Below are 21821 nucleotides of genomic sequence, written 5' to 3' on the forward strand. Positions count from 1 at the left end.
TTAGCCGGAATGTCTTTCCGCCAGTTCAACTAGAGTTCGTATCCCCACAGCGGTGGCTCCATATTTGCTTGTGGGGGTGGGTCTTTCCACCCAGCCGCTTCCGGCGATATCCAAATGAATCCATGGAATTTTGTCGTCCGTGAAGTGTTTTAAAAAGGCGCCACCCATAATGCTTCCGGCTCGTACTCCATCTGTGGCGTTGATGAGATCGGAGAATTTCCCTTTGCATGCTTTTACAAAATCTTCGTCCAGGGGGAGGGGCCAAGAGCGTTCGCCCATTTTTTGGCTGCAGTCCATGTATTCATCAATGAAAGCCTGGTTGTTCCCCATGACTCCGGTGATGTGGTAGCCCAGAGCTACGGTGACGGCACCGGTGAGCGTAGCCAAGTCCACCATGCATTGAGGCTTGAAGTGTTTAATGGTGTAGGAGAGTGCGTCCGAAAGCACCATGCGGCCTTCGGCATCGGTATTGTTGATTTCGATGGTTTTCCCGTTGTAAGCGGTCACGACATCTCCCGGGTGTACCGAGCGATCCGATAAAGCATTTTCCGCACACGCCATGACTCCCACGAAATAGCCGGGAATTTGAGCATCTGCGATGGCTTGCAGCGTTCCAAGCACAGTAACGGCTCCACACATGTCGAGCTTCATGTCTTCAATATGTCCGGATGGTTTTAAGTTGAGCCCCCCCGTATCAAAAGTGATTCCTTTCCCGATCAGGGCCAAGTTGGGTTGCTTGGCTTTGCTCTTGTAGCGGTGTTCCAAAATGACCAAACGGGAACCCACTTTTGCGCCTTGTCCCACGGCGTACAGAGCGCCGCAGCCCATTTTTTGTAGTTTTTTATCGTCAAAAACGGTGACCGACATCTTGTACTTCTTGGCCACTCGAACGGCCTCGTCGGCAATGTCTTGCGGATTTTGATTGCCCGCGCAGGTGTTGATGAGGTCGCGTGTTTCTTCACTCACTCGCATAAAAATTTCGGCTCTTTTTATAATTTTTTTTGTGTTGGCATTGACCGAACTCACCAAGTGAACCTCTTTGAGTTCCACGGCTTTTTTATCCTCAGTCTTGTACTTTTTGAATTCATAGACGCCCAATGCAGCTCCGTTGGCAAAATCCTGAAGATCTTTTTCTTGCACAAAAATGCTGGCGGTTTTGGCTTTTGCGGCCTTGCAAAGGTCCATGCACTTTGCACCCAAAAATTCCATACTTTGAGGAACCCATTTTTCTTGTTCTCCTCGGCCCAGCAAAACCACTCGTTTCCACTTTCCTTCATCCCAAAACAGGGACAACGATTGCCCCTCTTCTCCCTCAAAGTCTTTCGCCTTGATGCGGGCTTCCACCTGTTTGCTCATGTCGGGTCCAAGGATGGACTTCATGGCTTTGGAAGGGGATTCGCTCTTTCCTAAAATCAGGACGAGCAGATCGGCGGCGGGCGGAGTGGCGGCGAGAGCGAGTTTCATGGCGAAGAGAGGGTTAATAAAACTTAACCCCAGCTTACAATGGATTTATGAACTTGTTTAGGCCAAATTGAGATCCGGAAGAGGAATGCTGGAATTCCAGGCCACGAACTCTTCGTTTGCGCTGCGGCGGTGCCGTGGATTTTCGTTGAGCTCATGCCAAAACTCCACTTGTTCTTCCCCCAGTTTCCACGATAGAAATACGGGACGATCTTTGTAGAAACTCGGGAAATCCAAAAGGCCCTCGATGGGATCTCTCATGATGCAACCCACTTGATCGAGTTCTTCGTTGCACGCTTTTAGGCGATTGATCTTACCTTGAATCACGGCTTCCGAAAGTTTGTCTTCAGCTCCCTGAGAAGTCATAAGCTCATCCCAGTTTTTTTGCACTTCTCTCAGAACTTGAGCCACAAAAACCAGAGATCGATTGGCTTCCTCCAGTGTAAAGGTTTTTCCCATGCAATGGTGTTACTGATGAATAGAACGGTTGGTTTCAAGAAAAGTTACATGGATTTCAATTCTTCCAAAATTTCTGCCACATGATTGCTTACGCTGACCTTGCGCCATTCTTTTACAATCTTGCCTTCTTCGTCGATCAAAAAGGAGCTGCGCTCCACGCCCAAAAATGTTTTTCCGTACATGCTTTTCTCTTTCCATACGCCAAAGGCCTCAAGGAGTTTACCTTCTTCATCGGAGAGCAATTCAAAGGGCAATTTGTATTTTTCAATAAATTTATCATGAGATTTGAGGGGATCTTTGCTCACGCCAATAATCACGGCATTCAAGTCTTCATAATTTTTTAAGTTATCCCGAAAATCACAGGCTTCGGCGGTACAGCCGGGGGTGTCGTCTTTTGGGTAAAAATAAAGCACGATTTTTTTACCTTTGTAGTCGGTAAGAGCCACCTCTTTCCCTGAAGAAGAGGGGAGGCGGTCGCCTGGCACGGAGTCGCCAACAGTGAGAGCCATGGATTTTTGGTGAAGTGTTTAAATCTTATCAGCTTCTGTGTTAATATGGAACCGTATTTCTCTTAACACCTCAAAAATGGCACACAGTGCAAAAGATTTTTCAGCCTTACTTGGCAATCTCCCCGGCCTTTCCGATGCGCAGCTCGCTGCTCATTTCAAACTCTATGAAGGGTATGTCAAAAAGATCAATGAGATCGAAGAAAAGTTGATGACCGTGGATAAGAGTTTGGCCAACTACTCCTTTGGAGAATACAGCGAGCTCAAGCGGCGCGAAGCGGTGGCTTTTAACGGGACTTATCTCCACGAGATGTATTTCGAAAATATGAAAGGTGCTCCGACTGAAGCATCTGCTGCTTTAAAGGTTGCGCTTGAGGGATCTTTTGGTTCTCTGGCTGATTGGGAAAAGGATATGCGCGCCGCGGCCGGTTCCACTCCGGGTTGGGTGCTCCTCACCTTCAGCAAAGTGGATAAGAAACTTCACCACTACATCATGTACGAACACCACATGAACTATCCTGTTCACCAAGTGCCGCTCATGGCCCTGGACTGCTGGGAACACGCGTTCATGATCGATTACGGCATCGACAAAGCCAGCTACCTCAATTCCTTTGTGAAACTCATCGATTGGGACAAGGTGGGGGAGAGGTTTGGAGAGGTGTAAGTCAGCACTCTTTATAGGTACAAATGTTTGCGTGCCTGGGGGAGGCTTGTATAATGGGGGCATGAATCACTCTGTTGTTTCAGCTCGAACTCTCATTCTAGAACTTCCCTCCAGAAGCCTCTAGGATTTTGTGAAAAACTCATAACCCTCAGGCTTCTCCGGAAGCCTTTTTTTATGCCTACCTTTTCTATAAAAAACCAGAAATGCCCTAAAGAATGTTTGGGCACCGTTGTCATTCATAGTAAAAAATGCCAACGCTTTCGCTGTACGGTTTGTGGGAAAACTTGGGGATTTCGTACAGGGTCTTTGCATTATCGATTGCAGTTTCCTCAAGAATCCGTGGATTTTGCAGTTCAAAAATTACGAGAGGGTTTGCCCATTCGTCGCGTGGCTAAACTTTGCAAAACGAGTCCCAACACCATTCAGCGTTGGAAGACGCGTTATTTATATTTACATCGTTCATCCTTTTTCTCATGATTATGCAGCCTCATATTTATTTCCCAGACTCTACTGATCCCGATGCATGGGGGGATGCAGTGGGTAGTTTTTGTAGCAATCGGTCTCTTGTTTTCAGCTCACCCAGCAGAAGCGAAGCACTCGAGGTCATTGATACCATTCGTGATGCCATTGCAAATGGTAAGATTCAATTTATGCAAGGAGATGTTCGGCAGGCCGTGGAGTTCTCCAATAGAGTTTTAAAGGCCGTACAGATCTTGGACTACCACCTTACAGCTTGGGACTTCGCCCCTCTTTGCCCGGCTTCCGTTTTTTTATTTGTTCAACCCAATTCGGAGGATCAATTTGGCTTCCAGCCGATGTTTACTTTGTGAGTTTAACGCTTTCCCTTTTTTACTGCCTCCAACTCGGCAAAAGTAGAATTGGCAGAGAGGCCTGCTTCCTTGCATTGTCGGGCAAGGCTCAGGAGTAGATCCTCTGGAAGTGGTCTTTCTCTAGCTGTACCTTGTCCAGGCCATAATTTGTCATAAGCTTGTCTCAACTTCTCCCACGCAGCCTCTTCTGATTCAGTGTGCGTTAGCTCAATACCAAAACGAGAAAGCACCTCTATTGCAGTTTGACGACCCCTGGCTCTCTCTAATTCACGGTCATGATTATCCGTATCGTTGGGGAGGCCAAAACGAGTTCTATCGAAGGAGTCTTGTCTCCTAAAACATGCTTGGGTTATAGCCCTATAAGTTGCATCCATCTCAAGCCCAAGATCACGCTTAATGGCATTTACTGCATCCGCCACTCTTTCGATATCAGAATGCAGAAGTTCCGGTTCGCCAGTCCATCTTTTCAGGTTGTGCAGCATGCGTTTCCAACTTGCGAAGGTGCCTTCGCTGTAGATGCCATCTTTTTCGTTTCCTAAAAGTCTTTGCATGAGTTCGGCATGTACTGGGAAATGAGCAGCCGTTGGGACTAGACCCATTTGCAAATTTGACCAGAATGGGATTCTATCGTTTCTGGCGCTATCAACAAGCGAAGTTCTTAGGTTGGTGGTTTGCCCCCCTGTTGTTGCCTCTATACTTAGTGGGGTTCCTGCAGTAGGTGGAAATGTTACTTTGGAGATTGTGAAGTCTGTCTTTCCTTCATGTTCCCAAGCCAATTTCCATTTTAGGTCAGAAGGTTCCATTGCATCTACGATGGATGATCTCACCTCTCCTTGTGCTCTCAAAACCATCCCCAGTTCGGGGAAAATGGGGCCTTCTACACCCGGAATGGGTGCCTGAAGACCCAGATATGCTCTTAAGAAGGTGTGAAAATGAGTCCCAGCCTCATTTAAAGCAGGATCCTTCCAGAGGCCACTTTCCAGTACGCGCAAGCTCTGTTGGCGTAAGGCTTCTTCTCTCAGCTCGGTCTCAAGATCTCTATCTAATGCACTGGCACCTAAGGTTTTTGGATATGTGGACATAATGTAGACGATGCGTGTTGCGAGCGAACTATATCATTTTTTGTTTACTTGTCAATTGCAAATACTTTTGTTATAGTGCAGTGGGTTATATCCCTTCATTCTTACTTATTATGGCGTTAGGATTAGAGTCTTCGGACTTCTTAGAAATTTCTCGTGAAGAAAGGCTTAATGAGCTAGAGGCGCTTGTTCAAGCGGTTCGAACGGCTTTGGCGGAGACACCCGGTACTGTTCGTCAAATGAGTACTTTGTGGGGGCCTACACTGGATGAGATAGAGGAGGCAATAGGGTTGGCTCGAGTGGGAAGAGAACTTCCTCAGGCTAAAGCCGTTCTTTCTCGCACAAGAGAGGCGGCGGGGATTGTTGTGGTCCAACTTTTACTCATGTTGGCACGGAATATCTGTATTCATGAATTTTATGAAGCAGATGGAAGTGATGTTGCTATTCAAAGTTTTTCTGACAACCTTCGAACTCGTTTGGAGGAGGATAATTTACTTTTTTAGGTCCATCGCTTTCAGTAAAGCTTCAAATTTTGTGTAACCGCTGGCGGCGTTGAAATGTCCGGCGCCTTTTATAAGAGTGATGGGGGTGCTCAGGAGGAGGCTGAGTTCCTGCGCTTTTGCGAGTGGGATATAAGGGTCGTTGTTGCTGTGGAAGATTTCGAAACGGGGGCAGTTTGCGCGGATGGTTTGCCAATCGAAGTTGCGCTGAGCAAAACTTTTCATCCCTTCATCGAAGGCATTTCCTAAGACTCCAAACACACAAGCCACTAGATAAGCTGCTTTTACCGGATAGCGCTCGAGTACATTTAAAATAAAGGAGCCGCCTAAGCTATGGCCCACCACTATTGTCTCTGAAGTGAGATCTGCTTCGTATTCTTTCAGTTTTGTGAGCCAGTTCTCAAGTGTTTGTCCTTCCGGGGTTGGGAATTGAGGCACAATCACTTTATGCCCCCGTTTTTCGAGTTCACTTTGCAGCCAAGGGAACCAGTTTTCCTTGGGACTGCCTCCCACGCCGTGAATGATGAAGATGGTGGACATATATCTTAAGTTATACTCCAAGTTCTTTTTTCTACCAAACGACCGGGGATGGTGAAGCCGGAGGCTTTTTTGTGGCCGCCGCCGCCAAAGAGAGCGGTGATTTTTGTGAGGTCGATGGTTTCGTCTTGGGTTCGAAGGGAACCCTTGATGTTGCCTTTGAAATCTTCGGTGAGGAGCATGCCGAATTTGGTTTGCGGCACATGGCTCAGGTAAGTTACTAAGCCTGAAAGGTCGTCTAAGTTGGCGTTTTCGTCTCTATAATCCTGTTCCGTTACGGCGGTGACCACGGCGTTTTTATCGTTCAATTCCACGCGGGAGAGGGCGCGGCCCCAGAGTCGAAGTTTGGGAATGGATGCGGTGTGAAACTGCTCTTTTACGGATTTTTCCAGGTCCGCGCCCAAGGCCTTGAGCCGCGCACCTACGCGGAGACAGTCGGCGGTGACATTGGAATGCATGAAAGATCCGGTGTCGTAGGAAAGACCGTGAAAGAGAGCGGTGGCCATGGTGGGTGTGATGGGCCAACTGTAACTGGCGAACATTAAAAAGAGAATAAAACAGGTTGCTGGGGCTTCGGGCATTACGATATTAACGGTCCCAAAGTAGTCATTGGAGGGGTGATGATCGATGTTGAGAAGTTTCATTTTTGTTCGATCCAGCAGTTCCGGTTTTTTTTCGTGGAAGCCCATAACCTTGTGACCGCCGCAATCTTGCGTTATGACCAAATCGACGAGCGTGGAATCAAAATCCTGCACAAAAGTTTCGGCTTTCCGGAGGAAGCGACAGCTTTCGGGAATCGGATCCATGCAGGCGGAAATCACCTCCTTTCCCAAGCTTTCCAAAACCTCGCGCATGGCCAAGTTGGACCCCACCGCATCCGCATCTGGGTTTCTGTGTGCGATGATGACCACTCTTTTCGCCTGAAGCAGGAGGGTTTGTGCTTGTCCAAAAGCTTCGAGTGCCTGGTTGAGCATTGGGGGTTTTCGTGAATAAAACTAGTTCCCCATGCTAGTTTTATTTGTGGTCTTTGCGAAGGGCAGATTGCTGCTTTTGACTTGCGCCGTTTACGGCTTGTGGTGAATCATATTCCACTCGGTAGTGGAGGAGGAGCGAGCCTTGGCGATTCAACTTTTTTACTGAAATGAGCCGCAGCTTTGTGGTTTTACTCATTCCGGTGATCATTATTTTCCCTCGACCAAATAAAAGGGGTTCGAGGGTCACAAAAATTTCGTCCAAGAGTTTTTGTTTGAGCATGAACCCATAAATCTCCGTCCCGCCGAGTATGCCAATCGTTTTATATCCTTCAAAAATATTCCGTAGATCTATGGTAGTGGGATTCACAAAGCACACGCTTCCATACCGTTTGAGTGTTTTTACTTTTCTGGAAAAGACAACGGTATTACGGTTCTTTAATCTGTCTTTTGCCGCCTCATAGGTGTTACGGCCCACCAGTACCGCATCCATCTTTGCGAGTGATTTCTGAAAAAACTCCCAATCCTCCGGGCTCGTCCAATCCGGCCGCTTTTTTGCGTGTAAGGAAATTCGTCCATCCACACTCGCCGCCACAAAAGCGATGAAGCGGGGTTTAATCATTTTCCTGGAGTGCTTCATCGCGCCTTTCTAGAAACCTCCTTATAGTGTTTTCGACGACTGCACCCGCACGGTCAGAGGCTTCTCTTGCACGGACACCACTTGCTTGAGTGTATTCGCCCTCTACTAAGCGAAAACTTGGGTCTTCGGAATAATCAATAACTACGGGGGGCCTGTCTGTCGGGTTTTCTTCTGGCATAGATCAAAGGGTTAAGCTTTTCCAAGCGTTTGAGCTCCCGGTTTCCAGTTGATGGGGCAGAGCTCGCCGGTTTGGCAGGCTTCCACCACACGGATGATTTCATCCACATTTCGTCCGATTGCGAGGTCGTGCACGGCAGACATTTTGAGGACTCCATCCGGATCGATCACAAAAACTCCACGCAGGGCGATTCCTTTGTCTTCAATCAAAACGCCATAATCTTCGCTGACTTTGTGGTTCAGGTCGGAAAGCATGCCGAACTTCATCATGCCGAGGTCCTTTTGCCACGCCAAGTGTGCGTGCACGCTGTCCACGGAACACGAAAGCACTTCCGTATTCATGCTGGCGAATTTATCATAAGCCGCATTGAAGGCCGTGATTTCAGTGGGGCAGACGAAGGTGAAATCGAGGGGATAAAAGAAAAGTACGAGCCACTTTCCGCGATAGTCTTTGAGAGAAACAGTTTTGGTTTCTGAACCGAAAAGTCCTTCGGCGGTAAAGTCGGGAGCGGGTTGGCCTACTTTGAGACTAGGTTTGGAATCGGAGCAACACATAGGGAGCATGGGTTAGAATTTTAAATGGGTTCTCTATTTAAGCAGATTTCTGAGCAGATACAAACTCGAAGGCGCGGAAGGCGGCTTTGCAACCTTCGCTGGCGCTGACGATGGCTTGTTTCCATTCGGTGTCGGTGACATCGCCGGCGGCATAGAAGCCCGGTACGGAGGTCTCGCTCATGCCGGAGATTTTGAGTTCTCCTTTTTCGTTTTTCTCGGCGCCGAGTTCATCCACCATGGTGGTGAGAGGAATGCGGCCGATTTCAATAAAGACGCCATCGATGGGCATTTCGGTTCCATCATCAAAGAGCACTTTTTCTACACGATTGGTCCCCATGATTTCCACGATATTGGTTTTGAGGCGGAAGTCGATGTTGGGGGTGGCCTCCACTCGTTTCATGTTGATGGGTTCGGCCTTGGTGATTTTTTCGCCACGGTACACGATGGTCACTTGCTTGGCGTGTTCGGCCAAGATGAGGGACTCCTTCACGGCGCTGTCTCCTCCTCCCACAATGATCACTTCCTTTCCTTTGTAAAAAGGTGCGTCGCAAGTGGCGCAGTAGGAGACTCCCTTGGAGAGGAGCTCAGCTTCTCCTTTGGCGCCCATTTTGCGGTAGGTGGTTCCGGTGGCTAGGAGCACGGTGCGGGCTTCATAAATTTCTTTTCCAAACTCGATTTTAAAGATATCTCCTTCTTTTGTGATGCGATTGACTCGGCTTCCAATTTTAAAAGGGACATCATTGGCTTTTGCGTGGGCAATCAAATTATCAGCCAACTCTTGCCCGCTGAGCGCGATGAATCCGGGATAATTTTCCACCAAATGTGTGGTGGTGATGGTTCCGCCAAGGCCTTCGGTGAGCACAAGAATATTCATGTTGTAACGGCGAGCGTAAATGGAGGCGGAGAGGCCGGCGCAGCCGCCACCGATAATGATGAGATCGTAAAGCATTTATTCGGTTTTTAATTGATTGAGTTTTGCTTCGATGCGACTCGGAAGCATGTGGTGTTCAATGTGACCCTCCGTGAACAGCATGGAAAGCGGACTTTCTTGGCTTAGGAACGCAACATTGGGGCCGAGCTCACACTGACTCAAGCACCCCGTTTTTTCAAGACGAAATTTTCCATCCGGCGTGGTTTCTCCCGCCTTAATCCCCAGCACTTTCTCCGCCCGTTCCAAGGTCTCCAATCCAAAATTTCTTGTGCACGACCCCGCAGTACAAATTTTAACAATATGCATCAGGCGGCGATGTTATGGATCATCTCTTCCACCATTCCTTCTCCTCCCACTTTGAGGTGTTTTTTAAACTGAGATTCCACCATCATGCGAGCTATTTCTTCTTTTATCGGAGCTGAATTCATCATATTCATTGTATTTGCTGCTCCTAAATTCGTTTCAATCCCCATTATTTGCATCACCATATTGAGTAGACGCGTTAATTCTTGAGTTTTCTCTCTAAGAATTTTTTGATGGGGATGCAATTCGTCTTTACCCTCTTCGTCTTCAAGCATGATGAATTGAGGCCATCGGGCTTTATTGATTTTTTCTTTTGTGGAATTCTTGCCTTGTTTGAGTTCCTGGGCGCTGATGACTTGTAGATTCTCCTCTATCCCCCCTGAACCACTCACTTTACCCATGTCATAGGCCAATTTTTTCTCTTCCAGAGCTTCCACCTGCCAACGAGAGCGGCTGTCTTCACTCACATCATTTATGTTCTCTTTATACTTGTCTTTGGACATCTTCATCCAAAAAGATGCATCTTCCAAGTACGCGTCTTTTTGGGAGAGATTGTCCTCTTCCATGTGTTTACTCACTCCATAAATTCTTTCCAATAGCTGTCCTTGTACCTTCCCAATGGCAAATTTACCTTGTTTATCCAAGGCTTCCAGGTTCTTTTCTATGAACTCTTTCCCTTTTTTACTGTTCGCTCGATTGATCCATTCTTCTTGCTCTTCGCTTCCAAAATGATCTACCGAAGAGAGGTCGATTGGGTTCTCGGATTCTCTGGCTTCTTGTGCGTTGGCTTCTTTTAGCATGGCCTCTCGGTTGTCTTTATCTGCTCTCATAAAAGTTTGGTCGTCTCGCAAAGTGTCTCTTAGGGCAAAATATTCGTGAACCACTTGAGCGCGTTCGGGGATAGTTTCTTTTTCCAAAATCATCAATTTTGCTTTTTGAAGTTCAGGATCCGCTACTTGCATTTGTGTCTTGAGTTTGATCTTCTCTTCTTCTGTGAAAAGAGGCACATGCTCTGCTTCCGCATCCTCAAGGAGGGCGATGTACTCCAAGGCCATTATGCTGGTGCTTTTGAGTTTCGTTCGAAGCTCCGGGAGGTAGGCCTTGAGATTATGGAAACGCATGTCATCTGTGCGAATTTTTATTCGTTTAGCCTCGTCGGGCTTCATGTCTTTTAAAATGGCATCTCGTTCTTCGTAGACTTCTTGTCTTTCTTCCAGGACGCCATCCAAAGCCTTGGTCATGTCCTCCATTTTTTTGAAACTTTCGAGTTCCTCAAACCAATTCAAAAACTCCCAAGCGGCTGTTCGCATTTTTCCTTGTGGTGTGACCATCCAGGGGCCGCCGAACAGTTTGTCTTTCCAAGGGAGCAATTTATCCGCATAGATTTTTGTCTTCTCGTCGAACTCTTCCATGACTTCTTTCTTTATCTCTTCGGTCGTTTTTCCTCCACGGTTTTTTTGTCTTTTTCGGAATTCGTTTTGAATGGCGGGATCGGCTTCTTCTACTTCTTTAACTTCCGCCATGATTTTTTTGAGGCGTTCTTCTCTGGATTCAAGGAATCCACTTTCACTGAGCTGTTCGTCGAAGTAACTGATGTATTCATCTCGGATCATTGTATTCTTGCACAATTTTTTAAGCTTTTCTCGAAATGCAATACGAGGCTTTAGGCTTTCTTTTAGTTTCCCCAATATGTCCACTTTATTCAGTTTGCCTTTTTGATATAAAGGTCGCTCGGCAAAATTTTCTTTGAGATAACGCATCTCGGCACCCAGGAATCGAGCTTCTTTTGCGTGAATGGGTGTGAACGCCCCTGAATCTTTGAGTACTTTTTCGTAATAATGATCTGCGGCTCGGTTGAACTTTTTTTCCAACTTGTCCAGTTCTCCATCACTCATGGCCTCTTCTACTTGTTCAATGTATTCGGATTCATCGATTTTGGATCCATTGGTCTTTGATTGTTCTTCGAATGCCTTGAGGCCCTCCACCAAATCTTTTTTCTTTTTCTGGCTTCTGGGGCTTAGGGTATGATTCGTGACTTTGTATACGCTTTCCCCCCTTTCTCCGAGACCTCGATGTCGACTCTGAATTTCATCGCGTTCTTCTTGGGTATAAGCATCCAAGTCTCGGCGCTCATGAAAAAAACAGCGTTTCTGAATGCTCCAGGGGTCTTGAATATTTCGGTCGCGACAACTTATGGGGGTATTCATCTGGGTTGGGGTTCGGGGTGCGGAGCTAGTTTAAGACTTTTGCGCCCAAATGCCAAGATTTTCTTCGTTTGTAGCGTTCGTGGCCGATCCAGGCGGTGGCCAGGGAGGCGCTGATGAGGAAGCCCCAGGGGAAGGAATGGGTTTTGGTGCCGGCTGCAGCGGTTTCCAGGAGTTCGCTGTGCATCACTTGGTAGATGCCGTTTTGGGCGCTGGCTTGGACGAGCAGGGTGTTTCCGCTTTGGTAGAGGAGGTCGTCTACGGCTTCTTGTTCGGTGAGTTTAAAGGACCAAGTGCTCACGCCGTCAAAAAGAGTGAGGAGGGAGCCATCGAATTCCATGACCTCGCCTTTGATTTGTTTCCAAACCGGGTTCAGTGCTCCAGGGCTGGGCGTCACCCACTGCCAAGTGGAAAACCTCGATTGCCCTAACCCTGAAGCTGAAGCCTGAACACTTTGAACTTCTTCAATCTGGATTTCTGAGTAGGACTGATCTTCTTCACTGCTTTCATACTGAATTTCTGAAACGATTTCACCGGTGAAATCGGAGAGTTGTACGGTTTCATTGGAGTTGTTTAGAGCAATACCGGTTTCGGTTCTGTACAAGATGAGGGTTTGGCCGGGTTCCAAAATGGTGCTGTCCGGCAGGGTGAAGGGTTCGGAGCCGCCTTCGCCATCATCCAAAATCCAATTTCCCAAGTTCACGGGTTCACTTCCACCGTTGGTGAGCTCGATCCATTCTTCTTCCGCATCGGGGCCTTCGGGGTTCGGGAATATTTCGGAGAGTTCCACTTGATCGGAGAGGTCTCCATCTTGGTAGGGGCTTTCTTCCGTTTCCTCGGTGGATTCGCTGGATTCTTGGGCGCTCGATAAAAGATTTTCGGAACCGGGAGTGAGTTCCTCGGTCCAGTCGTAAAAATCTCCAAACCAGGCGGTGCTCAGGCCTTCCTGCGAACCTGTATAAGGAATGTCCCAAAGCACTTCTTGATTGACGCCCAAGAGCCGTACGCTGTCGGAATCATTGTTGAGCGTGAGGCCGCTTTCCGTTACGGAAAGGACTAAATAGGATTCCGCGGCAAGGCTGCCGGTCAGGCCATGGGGCGTGCTGCCGCCTTCACTGTCGTCCAAAAAGAGCCCATTCAAAACAAGCGTTTCTCCATGGGGATTGTAGAGTTCTATCCATTCTTCGGTGCTGTCCGAGCCTTCGGGGTTTGGCAAGGCTTCGGAGAAAATCGGCCAAAGAGTGGGGGTGGTGCTTGGGGTGGGGGTGGACTCTGGGGTTTCCGTTTCGGTGGGGACTTCGGCGACCGCTTCAGTACTGACTTCCGCTGTGGTGTCTGTGTACAAAATCACCCCTTTTTCACTGCTTGCGTAGGAAAAACTGTCCACCACTTCTCCATGCATGGTTTTGAGCGTGACGGTTTCATTGGAGTTGTTCAATTGAAAAGAAAAACCCTCAATCACTTTGCTTTCCTCCAAGGTCCCGGATGGCGTCCAGGGTTTGGCGGTGGAATCTTCCAGTGTATATAAAGAAAGGTCGATGGGGCTGGTGCCCAAATTGCGTAGTTCAATCCATTCGCTTTCCCCGGCATTGGGGTTGGGGTAAAGCGCGGAAATTTCCAGGTCCATGGAAAGTTCATCCGCCACTTCCGTCTCGCAGGCCAGAGCCGTTTTTGGGACTGCCAAATGGAGACCGATCATGAGTAGAATTAATTTTTTCATAAAATGAGGTTAAGTGGACTCAGCATAGAGGGTCGACCTTGATGAAATCCTGAATTTTTCCTTAAACTTTTCTGAATTTTTCCTGAAATTTTTTCAAAATGAGTCTGGCTTTTGTGCAGAACCTTTGTTAAAGTGCGTCCAGTCTTTTATTTCTCAAAACCGGGAGACAAAACGCAGCTCGTAACCTTAAGAACGATTTGAACGCATTGTACACAGATTGGATGGCTAGGTTAGAAAATCGACTTTTTTGTCGGCGTTTTGCGCATCTCGGGGTTTAATCCCCTCTTTTTATGGATTTCGTTTCAATCGTGCTTCTCCTGCTTGGCCTGGGTGGTGGAGGAGCGCTTGGTTTCGTTCTTAGAACCCGGCAGCTTAAAGGTGAGGATCAAAAGAAGCGCAAAGAAATGGATCGTGCGCTGCAAGAAGCTCAGAGTAAGGCCAATGAGGTGATCATGCGGGCCAAAAATGAGGCTCTTAAGGAACGAGAAGAAGCTCAAAAGGAAGAGCGCATCAAACGCAAGAAGCTCGAAGAAAATGAGACTCGACTTTTGAAGAAAGAGGAACAGCTCGACACTAAGGTGGAAGATCTGGATAAAATGAAAGCTCAGTTTGAAGACAAGGCGGAGGCTCTTAAAAAGGATAAAGAACGAGCGGGACAATTGGTGCAGGAGCAAGAGAAGAAACTTCAAGAAGTTGCAAACTTGTCTCATGAACAAGCCAAGGAACTTCTTCTTAAGAAAATTGAGGAGGAATTTAAGGATGAGTTGGTGGCGCACGCCAAGCAGCTTGAGGAAGAAATGAAGCGAGATGTAGACGAAAAGGCCAAGCAAATTTTGGCTGATGCGATTCAGCGCTATGCTTCCGAGACCACGGTGGAAACCACCACAACCTCTGTGCCGCTGGCTTCCGACGAATTGAAGGGAAGGATTATTGGAAGGGAGGGGCGCAACATCAACGCCTTTGAATCGGTCACCGGTGTGGATGTGATTGTGGACGATACTCCTGGCTCTATTGTGATCAGTGGCTTTGACCCTATTCGTCGTTACATGGCCAAGATCACTTTGGAACGCTTGGTGGAAGATGGCCGTATTCACCCCGCACGCATTGAGGAAATGTATGTCAAGGTGAAGGAGGAGGTGAATGGTCTTATTAAAGAACTTGGAGAAAAAGCTGCCTTTGAAGTGGGTGTGGCGGCTTTGCCACCGAACTTACTCAAAATTTTGGGACGACTCAAGTTCCGTATTGCGTATGGTCAGAATGTGCTCAAACACTCCATGGAAGTGGCGTTTTTGGCCGCTGAACTTGCTGGCATGATGGGTGCAAATATTGACCTTTGTAAGAAGGCCGGGCTTTTGCACGACATTGGAAAAGCGGTGGATCATGAAGTGCAAGGAAAGCATGCTTTCATCGGCCGTGATATTTTAAAGAAATTTGGAATGTCGGACGAGGTGTTGCATTGTGTGGAAGCCAACGAAGGGGACATGGAGGCCAAGAGCGTGGAGGCCAAAATCATTCAAGTGGCCAACCTTATTTCCGTGGCTCGACCCGGTGCCAACAAAGAAAATCTGGAAACTTATGTTAAACGGCTTTCTGAAATTGAGAAATTGGCCGGAGAGTTTGGTGGCGTTCAAAAAGCCTTTGCCGTTCAGGCGGGCCGTGAACTCCGTGTCTTCGTTCGCCCTGATGAGGTGGATGACCTGCAAGCTCTAAAGATGTCCCACGAAGTCGCTCGCAAGATCGAAAAAGATCTTCAATACAGCGGCAAAATCAAAGTGGAAGTCATTCGCGAACTGAGGGTGGAGGCGTTCGCGGGGTAGAGCTTGACTTTGAGGATCAAGAAAAAGAAATCTTCAGCTTAGAATCCAGCCCTTTTGCCACTTTCTTTAAAAAAACAAAACTTGGATTGGAGTCTCCCGACTCCAGTCTTGAGATGGCTGATTGCTTGGTGCCCATTTTTTTGGCGAGAGCAGCCTGGGTCATTTTTTTGTCGATTCGTTTTTGAATGATAGCGGCGGCCAAATCAAATTCAGGTTGCAGGGCATCATAGGCCTTTTTGAATTCAGGGTCTTTGAGGAATTCTTTCCTGACTTTTTCGTAGGGTATCATTTTCATAACGGTCCAATGATAACATATATGTAATATTATTTCAATATCTTTCTTCTATTTTCTGCTGTTTGAATTTCTTTTCTAGGGATTTTGTCGGTTTTCTTTTTGAAAAAGTGCAGAATTACGGCTGTACCTTTATTGAATGTATAAATCAGTCGGATTTCCTCTTGGCCTTTTGTTCTCAACTCGAAAAGCGTTGTCGTGATTTTCTTACTGTGCGGCATTCTTAGTGCATTGCCGAATTCTCGGAGAAGTTCAATTGCACGAAAAACTTTAGTACTACTTTGGTCCCCCAATTTATGGAGTTCATTTACCAGGTTCTGATCGTAAAAAAAGATTTTCATAGTTTGATCATTCTGACGGAATTTTTTTCAAAAGTCCTGACAAATTCCTGAAATTTTCCTGAATTCTTTCGCTCTTGACTTTAAAACCCAAATCCTTAAAATTAGCACTGCCAAAACTGGAGTGCTAATTTAATTCGATAACTCTAAAAAATGATCGAACTCATACAACTTTTTTATGAATCCTTTCTACTACCCTTCGGTAAGTTTTTGGTTTGGATCTCTCCTGTTGCTGGGGTAGGAGCCTTATTTTTTGCTCTTTATAAATTTTGGCTATCCAAGAAACACTTAAAAAGAGATGTCGCGGCAGCAGTATATTATGAAATTTTAAGGGCTGATGGTATTGTGACAGATTATAAGAATTTCAAATCCTATAAGTTTAGAAGGAAGATTATTGCTAATAACTCTTGGGCAAAAAATGTACAATTATTTGTAAGAGATTTCTCTGTTATAGACTTGACTAAGATTAGTGATACTTACTCTTCAGGAGAGTTTTTAGATAAACTAATTGAAAGACATGCGCTTGATCTTATTGATCAAAATAAATATGCCTCTAATAAATTTATTGAAGATGCCTTAGCGGAAATTAATGAATTAGACCCATCAGCATTAAAAAACTCAAACACAGAGCAAATTTCAAAACTTGTAGGTCCTAAATTTAGTATCTTGCCTCTTCCACCTCTATCCACGGCGACACTGGACGCGGTTACTGCTGAATATGAGTTTATTTCTACGACTCCCATCCTTACAAAATTGAAACAAATTGCTTGTATTCAACCTTAATATTAATACTTGATTAACCCATCCTATATGTCCAAATTACAGCCTCTCGCAGGATACATTGTGGTGAAGCGCGAAGAAGAAGCTTCACAAACTTCATCCGGTATTTACTTAACGGATTCCGCCAAGGAAAAGCCTCAACGAGGGGAAGTGATGGCGGTGGGAAGGGGTAAGCAAACGATTTCTACGAATGGTTCTGGTAATGCAGATGTTTCGTTTGTTACGCCTCAAGTTCAAGTAGGTCAAAAAGTGCTGTTCAAAAAGTACGGTCCTACGGAAGTGGAGATGGACGGTCAGGAAATGTTGCTCCTTGAAGAGGACGATATTTTGGCGATCATTCAGGCGTAATCCACAACCTTATAAAAATTAACTCTCAACTACTATGGCTAAGAAAATTCTATTCCAAGATGAAGCACGACAAAAACTCCTTAGTGGAGTAAGGCAACTCTCCGATGCGGTGCGTATCACCATGGGGCCCAAAGGTCGCAATGTGCTGCTTGAAAAAAAGTTCGGCGGACCGATGATCACCAACGACGGAGTGACGATCGCCAAGGAAATCGACCTCAAAGATCCCGAAGAAAATGTGGGAGCTCAATTGGTTAAAGAAGTGGCAACGCGAACCAACGACATCGCCGGAGATGGAACCACCACGGCAACCGTTTTGGCCTGCGCGCTCCTCGAAGAAGGAATTCGCAATGTGGTGGCCGGAGCCAATCCTGTTTTGCTTAAAAAGGGCATGGATAAGGCTGTACGCAAGGTTGTGGACCGTCTCAATGAGATGACCAAACCGCTCAAGAGCCAAAAAGAAGTGGCGCAAGTGGCCACGATTTCTGCGCAAGACAGCGAGGTGGGTGAGGTGATTGCCGAGCTCATGGAAAAAGTGGGTCATGACGGCGCGATCACGGTGGAAGAAAGCCAGCGCGGCATTGGAATTTCTATGCGCGTGGTGGAAGGGATGCAGTTCGACAACGGATTCATTGCTCCGTACATGATCACGGATTCCAATCGAATGGAGGCGGTGTACGAAGATGTTAAAATTTTGATTACCGACAAAAAAATCAGCAGCTTTAAGGATCTTTTGCCGATTTTAGAAGCGGTGGTGCAGAGTGGAAAAAAAGAATTGGTGATTTTGGCGGAGGATATTGATGGAGACGCGCTCACCAATATTATTGTGAATAAGCTCCGCGGTGGTTTCAGCATTCTGGGCATTAAAGCGCCTGGATTTGGAGAAAGACGAAAGGAAATGCTCAAGGACATTGCAGTGCTCACCGGTGGAACTTTGATTTCTGAAGAGGTGGGACTCAAGCTCGAGAGCGTGACACTCAGCGATTTGGGAGAAGCCAAAAAAGTGGTTTCCGGCAAGGATCACACCATGATTATTGATGGGAAGGGCAGCCACAAAGAAGTGGAAAACCGCGTGGCTGAACTCAAAGTGCAAATGGAGGACACCAAGTCCGACTTTGATCGAGAAAAACTGCAGGAACGGATTGCTAAATTGGGGGGGGGAGTTGGAATCATTGAAGTGGGGGCGGCGACTGAAATTGAAATGAAAGAGAAGAAAACCCGCATCGAGGATGCGCTCAATGCCACCAAGGCGGCGGTTCAGGAAGGAATTGTGGCTGGGGGAGGTGCGGCGCTGCTTCACGCGGCCAAAGCGCTTGAAGACTTTAGAGGTAGCAATGAAGATGAAAATGTGGGAGCCCGCTTGGTTCGTTTTGTACTCTCCGCGCCCATTCGCCAAATTGCGGAGAATGCCGGAAAGAATGGGGAAGTGGTGATCACGGAAATTTTAAAGAGCAAGAGCGATTCCTTTGGTTATGATGCCCTCAAAGATGAATACACCGATATGTTTGAAGCTGGCATTGTGGATCCCAAAATGGTGACTCGCAGTGCTCTGGAAAATGCGGTTTCTGTGGCCGGAACGGTGCTCACCACCGGTGCGACCGTCACCGACATTCCCGAAGAGAAACCCGCCATGGGTGGAATGGGTGGCATGCCCGGGATGGGGGATATGATGTAAAAGTTTTAGTGAAGAAAAGGCCCTGTCGTAGTTCGGCGGGGTCTTTCTTGTAAAAGGGCGGCTTTTCTGCTATAATTATGAGATTTAAAAAGCCTTATCGTGGATTCCACTCAAACAAAAAGTCAAAAGATTGCCGTTGCGGCGCAAAAAATGTCGCTTAGCCCTGCCTTTGGAGAGGTGCTTAAGCTCTCTCCGGAGCAGTGGGCCGCTTATCTTTCTCGTTTAGATGAATCCGCCGTGGAAGACTGTCTGCTTTTGCTCAAAGAAGAGGCGGATACTGATCGAGAGGTGGAGGAAAAACGCCACCGTCGCCATGAAGCAAACAAGAAAAAACTTTTGAGTCGATTACCCCAATAAAATGGCCTTTAATGTTCCCATGAGTCAGGGTGTGCCGGATGAAGCCGCTGTTAAAAATCTTTTGGAAAAAGAAGTGGTGAATGGCTTGGGTGTGGACAACACTTTGTTTGAATGGGCGAACGATAAAGACCCCCAAAAACAGGATGCTTTTGAGGCTAAACTTATGCAAATCCGGCCCAATGATTGGCAGGAATTTTGGACGGAAGAAGGAGCTATTAAGCTCGCGCATTTGAAAGATCAGCTGACTACTCGGGAAAAATTTGCCATGCTTGCTTCACATCTGCTTGGGGAGCAGCTGCTTTCCATCTTTTTCCCAAACAAAACTAAGCCCAATGTGAATCCTTTAACAATGGAGGAAGCGACGGATTTTTTTGCAAAAGATCCTGCAAAACGAGCTCGAAGAGTCGGCAAGCATTTGGTGTGGGATAACTCTGGCTTATTTTCTCAATTCACTAATCTTTTTAGTTTGGCGGATTTGGGGAAGGACCTTTCAGCTGAAGGAAGAGAGGCTTTGCCTTTAGTGCCCGGCACGGTTTGGTTTGCTAATGTGAATCTTTTGCCGCAAGAGCAGGGTCCCAAGCTGAGGCCCACTTTGTTTTCTGTTCTTCAAAAAGCCTGTGCTCCCGGCATAACTCTTTCTTTTTTGAGACCAGGAGAAGATATGCCTGCACCGGGTCCTAAAGAGATTCAGCTGTCTTTGCTCCCTGCCAGTGCTATTCCTTTGAAGAATGGAGAATTGGATTATAAAATGTTGGATTGGTATGTGAAGCGTCATACAGTGAATGATTGCATGTTTATGCAGGCCAGCCCCTTGCTTGCCGCGATCCGTATGCGACAACGAAAACCCGAGGAACCCATTGAAGAGGCCTTTGAGGAATCTATTGGACCTGATTTTGGCAATATGGATGAAAATAGTGATCCTGGGTTTATGACCTCTCTTAAAGGTATTTTGCCTGAAGGCCAGTTTAGTCTTGCTCCCACGGTTCCTCCTGTGCCGGATGCGCCTGCCGCACCCGCTGCCCCTGCAGAACTCGCCGCGCCTGCTGAACCCGCTGCGCCTGCTGAACCTGCTGCACCACCTGCCGCACCAGCCGTCGAACCACCCGCACCGGAGGCAAGTCCTCCGCCTGCACCTGCAGCGCCGGTTAACCCGGGTGGCCCCAAGGGTCCTCAACCTTAATCTAATCTATGGATATCAATCTTTATCTTAAACAAGTGGCCGATAGCCGCGCGCCGGATCTCCATCTCAAAGTGGGGCGAGTGCCTTTGGTTCGTTTGGCTAATGGAGAAATTCATGAGATGGAGGATGCGGAACTCATGACGGTTCAGGGGGTTGAAGAAGTGATTGCCCAGGTTTTGAGCCCTGAAAAGCTCGCTCTTTTTAAAACAAAACAAGAGGTTGATAGCTCCTATGCTTTGATGGGAACGGGGCGGTTCCGTGTGAATGTCTTTATGGATTCGGACGGACCGGCTTTGGCTTTCCGCAGTATTCCAGGTGAAATCCCCACGCTTGCCGGCTTGGGGCTTCCGGAGATTTTGAAACGATTCACGCAAAAATCCAAGGGACTTGTGATTGTGACGGGGCCAACCGGAAGTGGAAAATCCACCACTTTGGCGGCGATGATCAATGAAGTGAACACCACACGACGGGTGCATATTATTACCGTGGAAGATCCCATTGAATTTGTGCATCAACCCAAAATGGCGCTGATGACTCAAAGGGAAGTGGGGGCTCACACGCAATCTTTTCCTTCCGCCATTCGCGCGGCCCTACGGGAAGATCCGGATGTGATTTTGGTGGGAGAAATGCGTGATCTCGAAACCATTTCCGCCGCCATCACTTTGGCGGAGACGGGACATTTGGTTTTGGCCACTTTGCACACTCAAGATGCCGCGCAAAGCATCGACCGTATCATTGATATTTTCCCTTCTCATCAACAAGAACAAATTCGGACTCAGCTTTCCACAACCTTGCTTGGAGTGGTGGCACAACGGCTCATTCCTCGGGTGGATGGAAGCGGACGGGTTCTGGCTCTTGAAGTTTTGGTGCGCAACGACGCGATCACCAATTGTATTAAAGAAGGAAACACGCATCAAATCTACTCCATGATGCAGATTGGAAGAGAGGATGGAATGATCACTTTGGACGCATCTTTGGCTGAACTTTATAAGAATGGACTGATTTCCGAGCAAGACATGTTGCTTCGGGCGCGAGATCCTGAACTCATCGCTAACCTCATGCAATCATGAGTTCTCCCTTCATCAATTTAACGGATCCGGTTGTTTTTCAAAGTTTTGGTGGGGACGAGTACTGGACTAAAGTAGATTTCCCCGCGGGCTCTACGATCTTGAAAGAAGGCGAAGATTCTCAGGATTTCTTTTATATTTTTTCCGGTTCGGTTGAAATTACAACGGCCATGAAGCTCCTCGCTACGCTCGGAGCCGGTGATTTTTTTGGTGAAGCGGCCTTGCTCTCCGACAAAGAAAGAAACGCCACCGTGACGGCCGTGAGTGATACGGTGGTCCTCAAACTTTCTCAGCCCAAATTTGAAGCCTTGGTGCTCAAAGATGCCCAGGCAGCCGTGGGTATTCTTTTGGGAATCGTAAAGGTCTTGAATGGACGACTTCAAGACAGGAAATAGCATTGTTACTTTGGGTCTGTTTCGGTACACTATCTGTG

At 47.2% G+C, this 21821-nt stretch carries 24 protein-coding genes and 1 pseudogene; 11 read left to right on the forward strand and 14 right to left on the reverse strand.

Annotated elements, in window-relative coordinates:
* From WC777_04530 to bcp, 3 genes are read right to left on the reverse strand one after another with little or no spacing between them, the layout of a single operon-like run.
* Entirely contained in the window at nucleotides 1–1464 is a 1464-nt protein-coding gene (locus tag WC777_04530; GenBank protein ID MFA6024450.1) for a leucyl aminopeptidase family protein, read from the reverse strand.
* 57 nt (nucleotides 1465–1521) lie between these two features.
* Nucleotides 1522–1920 carry a DUF2203 family protein gene (locus tag WC777_04535; protein MFA6024451.1) on the reverse strand — a complete coding sequence of 133 codons (399 nt, stop codon included), beginning with the start codon at nucleotides 1918–1920 and terminating at the stop codon, nucleotides 1522–1524.
* 44 nt (nucleotides 1921–1964) lie between these two features.
* Nucleotides 1965–2429 carry a thioredoxin-dependent thiol peroxidase gene (bcp, locus tag WC777_04540; protein MFA6024452.1) on the reverse strand — a complete coding sequence of 155 codons (465 nt, stop codon included), beginning with the start codon at nucleotides 2427–2429 and terminating at the stop codon, nucleotides 1965–1967.
* Nucleotides 2430–2505: 76 nt separating this feature from the next.
* On the opposite strand from bcp, the gene WC777_04545 reads away from it, so the two are divergent.
* Together WC777_04545 and WC777_04550 are read left to right on the forward strand one after the other, a co-directional pair.
* A complete protein-coding gene (locus WC777_04545; protein ID MFA6024453.1) occupies nucleotides 2506–3090 on the forward strand; it encodes a Fe-Mn family superoxide dismutase in 585 nt (194 codons plus the stop codon).
* Between the two features lie 473 nt (nucleotides 3091–3563).
* Nucleotides 3564–3926: a hypothetical protein gene (locus WC777_04550; protein ID MFA6024454.1), complete on the forward strand. Its 363-nt coding sequence runs from the start codon at nucleotides 3564–3566 to the stop codon at nucleotides 3924–3926.
* Here WC777_04550 and WC777_04555 read toward each other — a convergent pair.
* A complete protein-coding gene (locus tag WC777_04555) occupies nucleotides 3923–5002 on the reverse strand; it encodes a hypothetical protein (protein ID MFA6024455.1) in 1080 nt (359 codons plus the stop codon). The two genes, WC777_04550 and WC777_04555, sit on opposite strands and share 4 nt — an antisense overlap.
* 110 nt (nucleotides 5003–5112) lie before the next feature.
* Between WC777_04555 and WC777_04560 the strand changes: the two genes are divergently transcribed.
* Complete coding sequence (locus WC777_04560) at nucleotides 5113–5502, forward strand: hypothetical protein (GenBank protein ID MFA6024456.1); 390 nt, start codon at nucleotides 5113–5115, stop codon at nucleotides 5500–5502.
* On the opposite strand, the gene WC777_04565 is transcribed toward WC777_04560, so the two are convergent.
* The 8 genes from WC777_04565 to WC777_04600 all read right to left on the reverse strand — a co-directional run bounded on the left by WC777_04565 (nucleotide 5491) and on the right by WC777_04600 (nucleotide 13537).
* Nucleotides 5491–6039: an alpha/beta fold hydrolase gene (locus WC777_04565; protein MFA6024457.1), complete on the reverse strand. Its 549-nt coding sequence runs from the start codon at nucleotides 6037–6039 to the stop codon at nucleotides 5491–5493. The two genes, WC777_04560 and WC777_04565, sit on opposite strands and share 12 nt — an antisense overlap.
* A gap of 5 nt (nucleotides 6040–6044) precedes the next feature.
* A complete protein-coding gene (locus WC777_04570) occupies nucleotides 6045–7010 on the reverse strand; it encodes a bifunctional oligoribonuclease/PAP phosphatase NrnA (GenBank protein ID MFA6024458.1) in 966 nt (321 codons plus the stop codon).
* Nucleotides 7011–7050: 40 nt separating this feature from the next.
* Nucleotides 7051–7629: a dihydrofolate reductase gene (locus WC777_04575; protein ID MFA6024459.1), complete on the reverse strand. Its 579-nt coding sequence runs from the start codon at nucleotides 7627–7629 to the stop codon at nucleotides 7051–7053.
* Nucleotides 7622–7825 (reverse strand): hypothetical protein, encoded by a 204-nt coding sequence (locus tag WC777_04580; protein MFA6024460.1) that lies wholly within the window; start codon nucleotides 7823–7825, stop codon nucleotides 7622–7624. The genes WC777_04575 and WC777_04580 overlap by 8 nt, the downstream gene beginning before the upstream one ends.
* An 11-nt stretch (nucleotides 7826–7836) precedes the next feature.
* A complete protein-coding gene (locus WC777_04585; GenBank protein ID MFA6024461.1) occupies nucleotides 7837–8388 on the reverse strand; it encodes a peroxiredoxin in 552 nt (183 codons plus the stop codon).
* Between the two features lie 28 nt (nucleotides 8389–8416).
* Entirely contained in the window at nucleotides 8417–9328 is a 912-nt protein-coding gene (locus WC777_04590; protein ID MFA6024462.1) for an FAD-dependent oxidoreductase, read from the reverse strand.
* Nucleotides 9329–9616 carry an NAD(P)H-dependent oxidoreductase subunit E gene (locus WC777_04595; GenBank protein MFA6024463.1) on the reverse strand — a complete coding sequence of 96 codons (288 nt, stop codon included), beginning with the start codon at nucleotides 9614–9616 and terminating at the stop codon, nucleotides 9329–9331.
* Nucleotides 9617–11845: 2229 nt separating this feature from the next.
* Complete coding sequence (locus WC777_04600; GenBank protein MFA6024464.1) at nucleotides 11846–13537, reverse strand: lamin tail domain-containing protein; 1692 nt, start codon at nucleotides 13535–13537, stop codon at nucleotides 11846–11848.
* Between the two features lie 290 nt (nucleotides 13538–13827).
* Between WC777_04600 and rny the strand changes: the two genes are divergently transcribed.
* Nucleotides 13828–15354 (forward strand): ribonuclease Y, encoded by a 1527-nt coding sequence (gene rny / locus WC777_04605; protein MFA6024465.1) that lies wholly within the window; start codon nucleotides 13828–13830, stop codon nucleotides 15352–15354.
* A gap of 49 nt (nucleotides 15355–15403) precedes the next feature.
* On the opposite strand, the pseudogene WC777_04610 reads toward rny, so the two are convergent.
* Nucleotides 15404–15649, reverse strand: a pseudogene (locus tag WC777_04610) (helix-turn-helix transcriptional regulator).
* Between the two features lie 29 nt (nucleotides 15650–15678).
* The gene (locus WC777_04615) at nucleotides 15679–15987 is read right to left on the reverse strand and encodes a type II toxin-antitoxin system RelE/ParE family toxin (GenBank protein MFA6024466.1); all 309 of its coding nucleotides are present in this window, start codon (nucleotides 15985–15987) and stop codon (nucleotides 15679–15681) included.
* Between the two features lie 150 nt (nucleotides 15988–16137).
* Between WC777_04615 and WC777_04620 the strand changes: the two genes are divergently transcribed.
* From WC777_04620 to WC777_04650, 7 genes are all read left to right on the forward strand, one after another.
* Nucleotides 16138–16767 carry a hypothetical protein gene (locus WC777_04620; protein ID MFA6024467.1) on the forward strand — a complete coding sequence of 210 codons (630 nt, stop codon included), beginning with the start codon at nucleotides 16138–16140 and terminating at the stop codon, nucleotides 16765–16767.
* Nucleotides 16768–16794: 27 nt separating this feature from the next.
* A complete protein-coding gene (locus tag WC777_04625) occupies nucleotides 16795–17112 on the forward strand; it encodes a co-chaperone GroES (protein MFA6024468.1) in 318 nt (105 codons plus the stop codon).
* Between the two features lie 34 nt (nucleotides 17113–17146).
* Complete coding sequence (gene groL / locus WC777_04630) at nucleotides 17147–18784, forward strand: chaperonin GroEL (protein MFA6024469.1); 1638 nt, start codon at nucleotides 17147–17149, stop codon at nucleotides 18782–18784.
* A 99-nt stretch (nucleotides 18785–18883) separates the two neighbouring features.
* Nucleotides 18884–19141, forward strand: a complete 258-nt coding sequence (locus WC777_04635; protein MFA6024470.1) for a hypothetical protein — start codon at nucleotides 18884–18886, stop codon at nucleotides 19139–19141.
* Nucleotide 19142: 1 nt separating this feature from the next.
* Complete coding sequence (locus tag WC777_04640; GenBank protein MFA6024471.1) at nucleotides 19143–20321, forward strand: hypothetical protein; 1179 nt, start codon at nucleotides 19143–19145, stop codon at nucleotides 20319–20321.
* A gap of 8 nt (nucleotides 20322–20329) precedes the next feature.
* Nucleotides 20330–21412, forward strand: a complete 1083-nt coding sequence (locus WC777_04645) for a type IV pilus twitching motility protein PilT (protein ID MFA6024472.1) — start codon at nucleotides 20330–20332, stop codon at nucleotides 21410–21412.
* Complete coding sequence (locus WC777_04650; protein ID MFA6024473.1) at nucleotides 21388–21783, forward strand: cyclic nucleotide-binding domain-containing protein; 396 nt, start codon at nucleotides 21388–21390, stop codon at nucleotides 21781–21783. The genes WC777_04645 and WC777_04650 overlap by 25 nt, the downstream gene beginning before the upstream one ends.
* Nucleotides 21784–21821: the final 38 nt, after the last annotated feature.

It is taken from the genome of Candidatus Gracilibacteria bacterium (assembly GCA_041661045.1).
Classification (GTDB): Bacteria; Patescibacteriota; Gracilibacteria; order UBA1369; family 2-02-FULL-48-14; genus 2-02-FULL-48-14.